General features: G+C 65.0%; 16 protein-coding genes. 4 read left to right on the top strand and 12 right to left on the bottom strand.

Annotated elements, in window-relative coordinates:
- Nucleotides 1–7: 7 nt before the first annotated feature.
- The 6 genes from CH266_RS03590 to CH266_RS03565 form a co-directional block, all read right to left on the bottom strand.
- Nucleotides 8–442 (bottom strand): ATP-binding protein, encoded by a 435-nt coding sequence (locus CH266_RS03590; RefSeq protein WP_032368860.1) that lies wholly within the window; start codon nucleotides 440–442, stop codon nucleotides 8–10.
- Nucleotides 439–828, bottom strand: coding sequence for an STAS domain-containing protein (locus CH266_RS03585; RefSeq protein ID WP_027496186.1), 390 nt, complete (start codon nucleotides 826–828; stop codon nucleotides 439–441). The genes CH266_RS03590 and CH266_RS03585 overlap by 4 nt, the downstream gene beginning before the upstream one ends.
- 31 nt (nucleotides 829–859) lie before the next feature.
- Nucleotides 860–1,210: an STAS domain-containing protein gene (locus CH266_RS03580; protein WP_141214482.1), complete on the bottom strand. Its 351-nt coding sequence runs from the start codon at nucleotides 1,208–1,210 to the stop codon at nucleotides 860–862.
- 157 nt (nucleotides 1,211–1,367) lie between these two features.
- A complete protein-coding gene (locus CH266_RS03575; RefSeq protein ID WP_032388799.1) occupies nucleotides 1,368–2,960 on the bottom strand; it encodes a phytoene desaturase family protein in 1,593 nt (530 codons plus the stop codon).
- Nucleotides 2,957–4,327 (bottom strand): APC family permease, encoded by a 1,371-nt coding sequence (locus CH266_RS03570; protein WP_094714734.1) that lies wholly within the window; start codon nucleotides 4,325–4,327, stop codon nucleotides 2,957–2,959. The genes CH266_RS03575 and CH266_RS03570 overlap by 4 nt, the downstream gene beginning before the upstream one ends.
- 171 nt (nucleotides 4,328–4,498) lie before the next feature.
- Entirely contained in the window at nucleotides 4,499–4,936 is a 438-nt protein-coding gene (locus CH266_RS03565; RefSeq protein ID WP_027496188.1) for an SRPBCC family protein, read from the bottom strand.
- A gap of 238 nt (nucleotides 4,937–5,174) precedes the next feature.
- Between CH266_RS03565 and thiD the strand changes: the two genes are divergently transcribed.
- From thiD to CH266_RS03550, 3 genes are all read left to right on the top strand, one after another.
- Nucleotides 5,175–5,966 (top strand): bifunctional hydroxymethylpyrimidine kinase/phosphomethylpyrimidine kinase, encoded by a 792-nt coding sequence (thiD, locus tag CH266_RS03560; protein ID WP_032364704.1) that lies wholly within the window; start codon nucleotides 5,175–5,177, stop codon nucleotides 5,964–5,966.
- A gap of 154 nt (nucleotides 5,967–6,120) precedes the next feature.
- On the top strand, nucleotides 6,121–6,426 hold the full coding sequence (locus tag CH266_RS03555) for a membrane protein (RefSeq protein WP_032364705.1): 306 nt from the start codon (nucleotides 6,121–6,123) through the stop codon (nucleotides 6,424–6,426).
- Nucleotides 6,423–7,928 (top strand): Mur ligase family protein, encoded by a 1,506-nt coding sequence (locus CH266_RS03550; protein ID WP_094714733.1) that lies wholly within the window; start codon nucleotides 6,423–6,425, stop codon nucleotides 7,926–7,928. Before CH266_RS03555 ends, CH266_RS03550 begins: the two co-directional genes overlap by 4 nt.
- Before the next feature lie 11 nt (nucleotides 7,929–7,939).
- Here CH266_RS03550 and CH266_RS03545 read toward each other — a convergent pair whose 3' ends face one another.
- The 6 genes from CH266_RS03545 to CH266_RS03520 form a co-directional block, all read right to left on the bottom strand.
- Nucleotides 7,940–8,155 carry a hypothetical protein gene (locus tag CH266_RS03545; protein WP_027496191.1) on the bottom strand — a complete coding sequence of 72 codons (216 nt, stop codon included), beginning with the start codon at nucleotides 8,153–8,155 and terminating at the stop codon, nucleotides 7,940–7,942.
- 28 nt (nucleotides 8,156–8,183) lie between these two features.
- Nucleotides 8,184–8,441, bottom strand: a complete 258-nt coding sequence (locus CH266_RS03540) for a lipopolysaccharide assembly protein LapA domain-containing protein (RefSeq protein ID WP_176456997.1) — start codon at nucleotides 8,439–8,441, stop codon at nucleotides 8,184–8,186.
- 88 nt (nucleotides 8,442–8,529) lie between these two features.
- The gene (locus tag CH266_RS03535) at nucleotides 8,530–8,700 is read right to left on the bottom strand and encodes a CsbD family protein (protein ID WP_027495724.1); all 171 of its coding nucleotides are present in this window, start codon (nucleotides 8,698–8,700) and stop codon (nucleotides 8,530–8,532) included.
- Nucleotides 8,701–8,814: 114 nt separating this feature from the next.
- Entirely contained in the window at nucleotides 8,815–9,621 is an 807-nt protein-coding gene (locus CH266_RS03530; protein WP_094714732.1) for a transglutaminase-like domain-containing protein, read from the bottom strand.
- An 84-nt stretch (nucleotides 9,622–9,705) separates the two neighbouring features.
- Entirely contained in the window at nucleotides 9,706–10,725 is a 1,020-nt protein-coding gene (locus CH266_RS03525; RefSeq protein ID WP_027496194.1) for an LLM class flavin-dependent oxidoreductase, read from the bottom strand.
- Between the two features lie 80 nt (nucleotides 10,726–10,805).
- A complete protein-coding gene (locus CH266_RS03520; RefSeq protein ID WP_230074079.1) occupies nucleotides 10,806–11,387 on the bottom strand; it encodes a TetR/AcrR family transcriptional regulator in 582 nt (193 codons plus the stop codon).
- A 93-nt stretch (nucleotides 11,388–11,480) separates the two neighbouring features.
- Here CH266_RS03520 and CH266_RS03515 point away from each other — a divergent pair, with 93 nt between their 5' ends.
- Nucleotides 11,481–12,623 (top strand): acyl-CoA dehydrogenase family protein, encoded by a 1,143-nt coding sequence (locus CH266_RS03515; protein WP_032383940.1) that lies wholly within the window; start codon nucleotides 11,481–11,483, stop codon nucleotides 12,621–12,623.
- Nucleotides 12,624–12,779: the final 156 nt, after the last annotated feature.

The following is a 12,779-nucleotide window of genomic DNA, read 5'->3' as shown; positions in this document are numbered from 1 at the left end:
ACCAAGATTACGAGGGGCGGCCGGTTGATTCGGCCGTGACTGGGTTCCGCCACACTGCGGTGACCACGGTGCCCAGACCTGGACGGTGGTCGACGGTGAGGTCGTCGGACACTGCCTCGGCGAGCTGAAGCCCGTGGCTTCGTGTGGTCGTCGGTGCCGGCGGACGCCACGTGCCGGTGTCCGAGACGGTGACGGTCAGTGTCTCGCGTTCGTACGCTGCCGTGATCGTCATCGTCCCCGGTTCGGGCGCGGAGCTGTAGGCGTGTTCGACGACGTTGGCCAGGGCTTCGTAGGCCCCGAGAGCGATGTCGTCCACGAGAGTCCGATGCACTCCCAGGTCGAGCGCCCAACCCTGGAGTCGGCGCCGAGCGGCGCTGGCAGCAGCAGCCTCAGCGGTCGCAGTGTGACTCCACCGACTGGCGGGCTGCGAGTGGGACGTCATCGGCCACCCTCACTGTCGACCGCGCTCGACTGCACGTGCGCCACAGCCTCGGGAACGGTGGTGAAGGTGGCCATCACCCGGTCGATTCCGCTGAGTTGAACCGGGCGAACGACCACCCCGTCGACGGCGACCAGTGCCATCCTTGACGATTCGGGCAGCCGGTCGGACACTCGGACCAACACGGTGATGGCGCTCGACGACAGAAAGCTCACATCGGTCATGTCGACTACCAGTCCGCGTTCCGCGGCGTCGGCCGCAGGGAACGCAGCGGCGGACAAGTGGGGGATGGTATCCAGGTCGAGTTCGCCTCTGACTGTGATGACGGTTGTCGCGTCGTGCACATCCGAAACGATCTCGAACTGTCCTCCGGTCGGGTCGTCAGACATACGGCCGAGGTTACCTGTCATCGTGTCCGATTCACGATCCAGGCGCGTCGACGAACAGGTCGCCTGCACCCAGTACGTCGAGGACCATGCGCACCGAACGGGCCGGCGCGTGGATGACGATCTTGCCCGGGTGGGTGTAGGTCGCGTCGACGATGGCATTCGCGACTCCCGAGTAGACGAACGACACCTCGGACAGGTCGATCGTGACCACGGAGGAAACGGCGGCCAGGCGATCGAGGCCGTGGACGAACTCGGCCCGGGTCGACATGTCGAGTTCACCGAAGGCGCGCAGGATGTTGTTCCCGTCGGAACGGACGATGGTGTCGAGTCGGAACTCGGCTTCGTCGTCGCGAACGGCGTTGTCCATGGTGGCAATGCTCATCGACATGTCGAGACCTCTTCCGGAGAAGTGCGCGGCCGGCTGGTGTCTCCGCCTGCTCGCTGGTTTGTTGTGTAGTCAACGATGCCAGTGCGAGATGTCGGACGGTGATGTCGACGATCTCGAGTCGGTAACGAAAGATCTCGTTTCGATAACGCCGTCATCGGGTCAGGAATTCGATCAGTGCACTGGTGACCTTCTTTCGCGCCCATCCGCTCGCCCCGCGCTGGCCGAGTGCGGCCCGAGCGGCGTTGGCCCCGGCCGCACCGTGGACTCCGCCCCCGGGGTGGGCGGACGCGGACCCGAGGAACAATCCTTCCACCGGGGTCTCCGCGCGCCCCAATCCTGGCGTGGGACGAAAGATCAACTGCTGCTGCAGTTGTGCGGTACCGCCGTTGACCGCACCGCCGTGCAGGTTGGCATCGGCGCCGTGCAGATCACTCGGTCTCTGCACCACCCGTCCCACCACCGAATCGGCGAATCCCGGGGCATGCTGTTCCAACACCTGATCGACGCGGTCGGCGACGGTCTCGGCGGCCGAGTCGTCGACGACGCCGCGCGGCAGATGTGTGTAGGCCCAAGCGCTTTCGGTGCCCTCGGGCGATCTGGACCGGTCCGCTGTGGTCATCTGGCCGAACAACATGAACGGGCTCTGCGGGAGAACCCCGGTCGTGAGATCGGCCGCCCAATGGACCAGGCCGTTGTCGTCCGCACCGAGGTGGACGGTGCCTGCGTCGGCCAAAGATGCTGAGCGCCAAGGTATTCGACGGTCGAGAGCGTAGTTGAGCTTGACCACCGGGGTGTCCCACTCGAACGTACGTAAGTCGTCGTGCACGCGACGCGGGACCGCATCGAAGGGCAGCAACGACCCGTACAGCGCGGGGGCCGACACGTCGGCAACGATCGCTCGACGAGCGCGGAACGTCTCGCCACCTGTCGTGTGCACGGCGCGTGCACGACCGCCCCGCACGTCGATGGACTCGACGGGTCGACTGCACGTCAGCACAGCACCCGAAGCCTGAGCCCGGCGAATCAACGCGTCGGTCAATGCCGACGATCCACCTACGGGTGCCGGATACCCGACGTCCTGCGCGAGCATCGTCAGCAGATATCCCATCATTCCGCTCACCGGCGCGTCGGTGGGAACGTCGCCGTGCATCGCATTGCCCAGGAGCAGGCACCGCGCGGCCTCGCTGTGGAACAGCTCGTGGGCCATCACCCGTGCAGGCAACGCAGCGAACCGGACGAAGCGCAGTGTCTCGGAGACGCCGAGAGTGCGCGCCAATCGTGCTGCCGGCAGTACCGGTGGAAACGGCCCGAAGAGCGAACCGAGCAGGGGAGTGCGAATACGTTCCCACTGCTCGAACAGGCGCAGCCACGTGTCACCGTCGCGTACGTCGTGCTCACGCAACAGAGCAGCGGTCGCCTCGACGTCGTGATGGACGACCGGAGCGTCGGTGTCCTCCGGGGATCGCGCGTGGCCGTAGACCGTCGGCGAGTGAGACCACGTCAGTCCGTGACGCTCGAGCTCGAGTGCTGTCATGGCGGGCGAGGACACAGCCAGCGGATAGAACGCGCTGAACAGGTCGCTGGTGAATCCAGGAACCAGTTCGGCACTGCGGACGGCGCCTCCGGGTAGTTCGGCCGCCTCGAGAATCACGACGTCCCACCCCGCGTCGGCCATCGCCGCGGCGGCGACCAATCCGTTGTGACCGCTACCTATGACGACTGCGTCGACCTCTGTGGTGGTCATCGGGTGATGCTCCTGGGTTCGGTCGCGGTCTTGTTGCTCACAACCCTACCGACGTAGTACAGCGCGATTCCGACCGCGAGCAGCAGCCCGGCGCGGAGCCACGTGGCCGCGGACTGCTGAGTGAGCAGCACGGCACACGTGATCAACGCCAGGACGGGAAGCGCCGTCGGCGTTCGGAAGTGGTCGGTGTCGGATCGGTCTCGACGCAGCACGAGCACAGCAATGTTGGTACTGATGAAGACGAACAACAGAAGCAGCACCACCGTTTCGGCGAGTGCGGCCACGGAGCCGGTGGTGCACAACACCATTGCGACCACAGTGGTCGCGACAATGGCCGCCCACGGAGTCTTGCGGCCGGGCAGCACCTTGGCCAGGGCGACCGGAAGCAATCCGTCGCGGGCCATGCCGAAGGTCAGTCTCGACGCCATGATCATCGTCAGCAAGGCGCCGTTGGCGACGGCCACAAGAGCGACCAGACTGAAGACCCACGGTGGGATTCCGGCGTCGGCGGCGTCGACGACCTCGAGCAGCGGACCGGTGGACTGGGCCAGCGTATCCGCCGGAACGACCGTCGAGACTGCGAGACCGACCAGCACATAGACCACTCCGGCCGTCGTGACGGCTCCGAGCAGAGCCCGGGGATACACCCGCCGCACATCCTCGACCTCCTCGGCGATGTTGGCCGAAGTCTCGAACCCCACGAACGAGTAGAAGGCGAGCAGAGCCGCCCCCAGCACTGCCAGCGTCGGCGTGGTGTCGTCGGTGAATTCGAGCACCCGTGACGGCGCGCCGTCGCCGCGGCTCAGAACGAGCCCGGCCAGGGCGATGATCACGACGAGACCGGACACCTCGATCACCGTCATACCGAGGTTGGCCCGAAGAGATTCGGTGATCCCGCGGGCATTGAGAAGTCCGACGAGAAGTAGGAAGACGACCGCCGCAGGCACGGCGGGCACATCGAGGAACACTGCGAGATAGTCGCCCGAGAAGGCCAGCGCCAGACCTCCCGCGCTCGTCACGCCAGCCGCGAGCATCGAGAATCCGACGAGGAACGACACTATCGGTCGCCCGAAGGCTCGCTGCGCGAACACCGCCGCCCCGCCTGCTCGCGGGTACTTGGTCACCAATTCGGCGTATGACGCCGCAGTGAGCAAGGCCATCAGGAGAGCGAGCAGCATCGGCAGCCAGATCGCTCCGCCGACCTCACCCGCGATTTCCCCGAAGAGAGCGTAGATCCCGGCACCCAGCACGTCACCGAGAATGAAGACGAACAACAACTTGCCCGAGATCGCCCGGCGCAGTGGCGTCGACGACCCGTCGGACTCGGAGCCGTCCGGGTGGACGCTCGGACTGTGGTCGGACGCCATCAGTGCCGGTTCCCGCTTCGGGGGCCGGTGCTGGAGACAGATCGAATCGATCGACGAAGTGGGAGAGTCATGTGAATCGCATGCCCGCTGCATTCGGTCTTCAATCGTGTTCGGCCGTTCCGTTGCGGCACAGAGGTTTCGGTGATCGGGCCGTGCCCGACCGGGCAGGTTCTACGGGTTCGATGCGCGCTCCGCCAACAGTGCGAGACGCCTGAGTGCCTCGGAATTTCGGGGGTGAGACAGCGCATGTTGAACCCGGTTGGGCACGAGCTCGAACGGCGGTGTGCTCGCGTGCTCGATCATTTCGATCGTGCAGCCGGTCGCGGTCGGGTGCAGCCGGACGGTGATGGAGGCGCGTCCGAACGGCATGGCCCGGGCTTCCAGCTGTAATTCGCGGTTCTCGTGAACGGCGACCGAGCGCGTGACGTCGCTGAGCACGAGCGGCCAGGCCCCGACCGAATGGTGGATGACACTGCCGGGAGCAGGCCACGCCGCGTCGACCGCTCTGATTCGGGATGCACCGACCACCCACATTGCGTAGGACCAGCCATCGGCAAGAACGTTCCACACGTCCTCGCATCGAGCTGTGGTGTCGCGTTTCGTCGTCACGCTCGGACCTCCGTCGTCATCTCGGTACGCCGCTACGCCGAACGAAAAGCGTTGGTATGCCGCCGTTCTCGGGGCACACGTACGGCGGTTGCGCAGTGGGGGACCGGCCTGGACTCGACTCGGATATCGGTGACGCTACCTGCCGCTGAGCCGGGGCACAACGCGGCAGCGGGCCCGGCGCACGCGGCTTCTCGACCACCCCGGCGCGGTATGGGGCGTCGGTTGCCATAATGGGTCGATGTCGACAATCGCTTACGTGATCGCAGGTTCGGAAGCCACCGGCGGGGCCGGTCTGCAAGCAGATCTCAAGACGTTCGAGCGGTTGGGGGTCTACGGGGTCGGCACCATCACGTGCATCGTGTCCTTCGATCCGAAGGCCGAATGGGGCCACCGCTTCGTGCCGATCGACAGTTCGGTGATCGCAGATCAAATCGAAGTGGCCACCGCCGCTCACGATCTCGATGTCGTCAAGATCGGCATGCTGGGCACCCCCGCCACCGTCGCCACGGTCGCGGAATCACTGCGCCTGCAGCCGTGGCGTCATGTGGTGGTCGATCCCGTGCTGATCTGCAAGGGCCAGGAACCCGGTGCGGCTCTCGACACCGACAATGCGCTCCGTCGCGACATTCTTCCGCTGGCCACCGTCATCACACCCAACCTGTTCGAGGCAACGACGTTGTCCGGAATGGACTCCATCGACACCGTCGAGGATCTCGGTGAGGCAGCCAAGAGGATCGCCGACCTCGGCCCCCAGTACGTCGTGGTCAAGGGTGGTGCCGGCCTACCCGGAGACGAAGCCGTCGACGTCGTGTTCGACGGACAGGACCTCACCGTCCTGCGCGCCCCGAAGATCGGCGACGAGAGGGTGTCCGGCGCAGGATGCGTGTTCGCAGCTGCCATCACCGCCGAGCTGGCCAAGGGATCCGGCGTGCTCGACGCAGTGGCCACGGCAAAGGACTTCGCGCATGCCGGCATCGTCGGCCGGTTGTCGAGTCACGCTCCGTTCGCTGCCGTCGCCTGGCAGAACTGAGCCCGCCGGCCCGGATATCGATCACGGGTCTACCTCGAGTGCTGCGAGGCTTCATGTTTGGACGGGTTCGCCGCGGGGACACTGACGTAATCGACGTGTTCCTGCAGGCCCGGAATGCGTCGCCGGTGAAGCGAACAGCAGTCGAGGAGACACCATGGCCCAACATGACCCCGCCGACTCCGGTGCCGAAGCGAACGACGACGACCGCACGATGCGCGGGCACGCCGGGGAAGCGATCGTCGACGCGCGCAACTGGCCCGGCTACATCTGTATCGGTCTCGCGCTGGTCAGCCTCGGACTGACCTTGACCGCGGCCGGCTACGGGTTCGAGGGGTGGGCGTGGACGGGCGCGGTCCTCGCGCCCGTTCTGCTCGTCGCAGGCACGGTTCTGGTGTTGCTCGAGCGTCGCAGGGTCAAGGCACAGGAAGGTAAGAATCTGACCGACCCTGCGGGGCATTGATCGAGCCCGATCTCGGCAGGGGTGGCACGTCGTCGATCGGCGTCGGCGTGGAACTGAACGAGCTGGCACTCTCGATCGGCGCTGCGCCGCCGATTCGTTCCGTGCGAGTGACCGGGGCAAGCGACGACTCGCGAACGGTTCGTCCCGGTGACCTGTACGTGGCTTTGCCCGGCCGCCGAGCGCACGGCCTCGACTTCGAGCTCGAGGCCAAGGCCCGAGGGGCAGTGGCGGCGTTGTCGGACCGGGCCTCGACGGTTCTGCCGACACTCGTCGTGCCGAACCCGCGCCGCCGGGTCGGGGAGGTGTGCGCTCGAATTCATCGGTTCGCGCACCGAGACCTGGATCTGTACGGGGTCACCGGGACCAACGGCAAGACGAGCACCACCCTGCTGCTCGGAGCCGGGCTCGCTGCGGCGGGCGACTCCGTGGCGACTATGACCGGAATCGGTTTGGCGGGCCCGCGCGGCGCGGAAGAATCGGCCAGAACCACACCCGAGGCCCCCACCGTGCATCGGACTCTGCGCCGTTTCCGGGACGAGGGTGCTACGGCGGTTGCCCTCGAGGTGTCCTCTCACGCCGTCACCGAGCACCGCGTCGACGGCCTCCGTTTCGCGGTGATGGGGTTCCTCAATCTCACGCCGGATCACCTGGATTACCACGGAGACATGGACAGTTACTTCGCCGCGAAGGCCGAACTGTTCTCGGCGCACCGATCGACACGCGCTGTGGTCAACGTCGGCGATCCGCACGGCAAAATCCTGGCGGGACGCCTCGATATTCCCTGTTGGACGTGGTCCACGGCCGATCGCGATGCCGATGTTCGCGGCGAGAACATCGAGTGCACCGACGTCGGAACGTCCCTGACAGCGCGAACCCCGATGGGCGATGTCGAAATCCGCCTACCTCTGCTAGGTCCGCACCAGGCCGAGAACGCTCTGGCCGCACTGACCATGGCGTTGGCGGCCGGCCGCGACATCGCAGCAGTCGCGGCAGGACTCGAACGCCTCGACGCCGTTCCCGGCCGCCTCGAACGTGTAGACGTCGGACAGCCTTTCCTGGCCGTCGTGGACTACATGCACAACACCGCAGGTCAGCGGGCGCTGCTGCCGTTCGTCCGCAGCGTGGTCTCGGGTCGACTGATCGTCGTCGTCGGGGCGACGGGCGAACGTGACCCGGGTAAGCGCTTCCCGCTCGGGCGAACGGCAGCCACGTTGGCAGATGTGGTGATCGTCAGCGATGAAAGTCCGCTGTCGGAGGACCCGGGCACCATCCGAGCCGCAGTGGAAGAGGGCGCTCGGGCTGCACGCTCAGCGGTGGTGGTAGTGGAAGCCGACCGACGTCGTGCCGTGGAGCACGCTGTCGCCATTGCTCAGCCCGGGGATGCCGTGGTCGTGGCTGGACGGGGCTGCGATGCCGAACAGGTGTACGGCGACCACATCGTGCGATTCGACGACCGTGAGGTGTTGCGTGACGTCCTCGCCGCCCACGTGGCGCGGAGTTGAACGCGCTACCGCTACTGCGCCGCGGACGTACGTTTCCGAGCGGATTTGTCTGCTCGACGCTGCGCGAACCTGCCGGCGGACTTCAGGGCCTTGGATACGACATTGGCTCTGCCCGTTCGCTTTTCGAGGCTCACGCCGGCAAATGCCAGGAGCCGGGCAGCAATGGGCAAGCCGATCGCGACGACAAGGTAGCGGTAGAGATACTTGCGGGCCAGCAGCGGGATCATGCGGGAAGTCCTGTCGTGGGGGAGGTTGTCAGCGGACGGCCCGTCGAACCTTGAATGCTGCTGTTGCCGTCAGCGCGATGATCGCTCCGACGACGGCTGCACCGAGCATTGCGACGCCCTGCCCGAGATCGAAGTTCCAGCCGAGGAAGTTGATCGTGCTGTGAACGGTGTTCTGCAGCACGAAGATGACCAGTGCTGCAACGAGCACGACCGTGACGAGGAGGGCCAACTTCGAGGCGAATCCGCCGCGGCGCTTGGTAGTTGTGGTGTCCGATGTTGCAATCATGAGGGTTCCGTTCTGTGAAGTGGAAGGTGAGCAGAAACCGAGTGCCGCCGATCGCGGTGACCGGCGGCACTCGATGCGGGGCTGCTGGTTACTTGAAGGTGTCCTTGATGTTTTCGCCGACCTTCTTGACGCCGGCCGAACCCTGATCCTTCTTGCCCTCGGCTTCGAGGTCCTTGTTGTTGGTTGCGTCGCCGACAACTTCCTTCGCCTTGCCGATGGCGTCTTCTGCTGCGTTCTTGGCCTTGTCGATGAAGCTCATGGTGTGCACCTTTCGGGTGGCTGTGATTGTTGGTAACGGATAGATAGTCGGTTTTCGAGGCCGAAAGCAAACGTCGCAGGAAAGTGATCTGCATCACTCGAGCGACCGCGGCGGTCAGGTGAGGGAGACCAGCTCGGTGATGTCGTCGTGCGGGAGTTCGCCGTCGACCACGGCTGTGACGACGGAGCTGTTCAGCGTGATGGCACCCTTGTGGTTGTCCAGGAATGCGGTATCGGCGGCATCGCGGCCTACCGAAATGCGAACCAGAGTGGACCGCGGTGCCAGGCACGTGGCGTCGACGACACGCCACTGGCCGCCGACGAACGCCTCGGCGACGGCATGGAAATCCATCGGATCGCATCCGGGCGCGTACACGGCCACGAGGCGGGCAGGAACATTGACAGCGCGCAGCATCGCGACGACCAGATGCGAGTAGTCGCGGCACACTCCCTGGCCTGCGAGCAGCGTGTCGACGGCTCCGTCGATCGGATCACTGCTTCCTGGAACGTAATTCAGGCGTGCGCCCACCCAGGCGGAGATCTTGGCCAGCAGTTCCTCGGAATCGGCGTAGTCGCCGAATTCTGTTGCGGCGAAACCGTAGAACTTGTCTGCTTCGGCGTAGCGGCTGGGCCGAAGGTAGAGCGACATGTCGTAGTCGGTGACGGGGGCCGGGGTGGTGTTGCCCAGGATGGTGGCGTCGTACGAGACCTGCAAGTTGCCGACGTCGGCGGGCATGACGTGAATGCGGTTGCCGTGCGGTCCGCTGATCTCCTTCGCCTCGACGGGATTACCGTCGAGAACGAAGGAGAGCGATTCGGTGACCGTCGTACCGGGGTGCGGTGCGATGGCGATCTGGAATTCGAGCGTGGTGGCGGCGGTGATGTCTACATCGAGGCGCGCGGATACGTCGCGTTTGAGCATGAGGACTCCTGGCAGGTGGGGGCGGGTGAACCTGCTGCCAGTACCCGTATCCGCCGAAACCAATCGCCCCTGGTCACCGAGTGATCAACGCCACCCCAGTGCGGGGGCCACGTCGCGCAGCAGCGTCTCCAGAACGTGTGCGCAGTACTCCACACCCAACTGGTTCGGGACGGTGAGCAGCAGAGTATCCGCGGCGGCGATCGCCTCGTCCGCTGCCAGTTCTTCGATCAGCCGATCGGGCTCACCCGCGTAGGTCTTGCCGAAACGAGCCTTGCCGCCGTCGAGGTAGCCGACTTGGTCGTCGCCGCTGCCCTCTCGGCCGAAGTAGGCGCGGTCGAGATCGTTGACGATCGGAAAGATGCTGCGGCTCACGGATGTTCGAGGAGCGAAGTCGTGGCCCGCGTCGCTCCACGTCTTGTGGAAGCGTTCGATCTGTTCGGCTTGCAACTGATGGAAAGGCACCCCGGTGTCTTCGCTGAGAAGTGTGGAGCTCATCAGATTCATGCCCTGGCGCGCCGTCCACTCGGCCGTCTCGCGGGTGCCTGCGCCCCACCAGATTCGTTGGCGCAGACCCGGTGCGTGAGGTTCGAGGCGCAGCAGGCCAGGCGGGTTGGGGAACATCGGCCGCGGGTTCGGCTGAGCGAAGCCCTTGCCTTCCAGCAGATCGAGGTAGATGCGGGTGTGCTCGCGAGCCATGTCCGCATGGTCGGAGCCCTCCGCGGGGGAGTATCCGAAGTGGCGGTACCCCTCGATGACCTGCTCGGGCGATCCCCGACTCACGCCGAGTTGCAACCGCCCGCCCGAGATGAGGTCGGCAGAGCCGGAATCCTCGGCCATGTAGAAGGGATTCTCGTACCGCATGTCGATGACGCCGGTACCGATTTCGATGGTGCTCGTCCTGGCTCCGACGGCGGCGAGCAGCGGAAACGGCGACGAGAGCTGGTTGGCGAAGTGATGGACGCGGTAGTACGCACCATCGGCTCCGAGTTCCTCGGCCGCGACCGCGAGGTCGATCGACTGCAACAGCACATCCGATGCCGATCGGGTCTGCGACTGCGGGGACGGTGACCAGTGTCCGAAGGACAGAAATCCGATCTTCTTCATCGTGTGCTCTTTCGTTGAAGGATCAACTATGTTCCTACGACTCAGCGCACAGCCGGGTCGATTCATTCCCGGTGCCGGAACTACGCCCCGATACCCGCCGTCAACAACTTCGCCAGTTCGAGGTAGGCGTCGCCGTCACTCAGACCGGTCAGGCGGAACACCTCGCGCGTCTGGATGCGCACCATGACCGAGGATGCGACGTCACCGACGAATGCCGCATGGACGTCGCGTACCTCGCCACTGGCCACACCCTCGCTGATCAGCTCCTGGACCCGTCGTGCCGCGATTGCGGTGTTGCGTTCGTACACCGAACGGGCCGATTCGAGCGACGCGAGATCGGTCATGAATTGCTCGGACGCAGATTCCAGAGCGGCACCGACTGCGGTGAGATACGTGGTGATGCGGTTGCGGGTTCCGTCGACCTCGGCGACCGCATTCTCGACCTGGGTGGTCATGGACTTGAAGTAGTGCACGGTTGCGCCGCCCACCAACTGATCCTTGCTCGACGCCAACGTGTACAAGGTGGATTTGGAGCAGCGGAGGCGAGCCGCGATGGTGTCGAGCGTCAGGTGAGCGAACCCCTCGGCCAGGAACAGGCTGACGAGTTGGTCGAACAATTCCGAACGGCGAGCCGTGGCATGCGAGGTCACGGGTGCGTTCACATCCAGGATGGTACTGCATCGTCTTGTGCAGTACTGTGCATCAGTACTGCGGATCATTCTTCAGTACTGATGCCGAACATCCCGGAGGTTCTAGTGCCCGTCGCTCGTCTGTTGCCCACCGCCGAAGCGCGCGACCTTCTCGCGCTGACCCGCGATGTGGCAGACAAGGTGCTCGACCCGATCGTCGACGAACACGAGCGCAACGAGACCTATCCGACGGGAGTGTTCGCCACTCTCGGCGAAGCCGGACTGTTGAGCCTGCCGTACGCGGAGGAATGGGGCGGCGGAGGTCAGCCGTACGAGGTGTACCTCCAAGTACTCGAGGAATTGGCATCACGATGGGCGGCCGTTGCAGTCGCGGTGAGCGTGCACGGTTTGGCCTGCTATCCCGTAATGGCGTTCGGTACCGATCAGCAGAAGGCCGACAAGCTTCCCGACATGCTCGGCGGGTCGCAGATCGGTGCCTATTCGCTGTCCGAGGCGCAGGCCGGTTCCGACGCAGCGGCCCTGAGTTGCAAGGCGAGCGCGGCTGACGGTGGGTACACGGTCAACGGGTCCAAAGCATGGATCACCCACGGCGGTGTTGCTGATTTCTACAACCTGTTCGCCCGCACCGGCGAAGGCTCCAAAGGGATCTCGTGTTTTCTCGTTCCCGACGGGACCGAAGGCCTCAGTTTCGGCAAGCCCGAGGAGAAGATGGGGTTGCATGCGATCCCGACCACGTCGGCGCACTACGACAACGTGCACGTTCCCACCGAATGGCGCATCGGAGCGGAAGGCCAAGGACTGCAGATCGCCTTCAGTGCGCTGGACGCCGGAAGGCTCGGAATCGCCGCTGTCGCAGTCGGAATCGCCCAGGCTGCACTCGACGATGCCGTGAAGTACGCGCAGGAACGCACTGCGTTCGGCAAGAAGATCATCGACCATCAGGGTCTGGGGTTCGTTCTGGCGGACATGGCCGCCGCAGTCGACTCCGCACGCGCGACCTATCTCGACGCGGCTCGCCGTCGGGACGCCGGACTTCCTTACTCCCGCAACGCTTCTGTGGCCAAGCTGATCGCTACCGATGCGGCCATGAAGGTGACGACCGACGCCGTGCAGGTGTTCGGCGGGTACGGCTACACCAGAGACTTCCGCGTCGAGCGCTACATGCGCGACGCCAAGATCACGCAGATCTTCGAGGGCACCAACCAGATTCAGCGTCTCGTCATCGCCCGATCACTCGCGACCAACTGACCATCCGCACCTTGCTTTCCACACACACGTAGGGGACATCTGCATGACGACAACCGAACCCGATATCCATACCACTGCGGGTAAATTGGCCGATCTTCGTAAACGTCTGGGGGCTGCGGAGATGCCGTCGGGTGAGGCGGCGGTGGAGCGGGTCCA

The sequence above is a fragment of the Rhodococcus sp. 06-1474-1B genome, assembly GCF_002258885.1.
Classification (GTDB): Bacteria; Actinomycetota; Actinomycetes; order Mycobacteriales; family Mycobacteriaceae; genus Rhodococcoides; species Rhodococcoides fascians.
The sequence above is the reverse complement of the archived record's forward strand: the minus strand, read 5'-3'. Positions and strand labels throughout refer to the sequence as shown.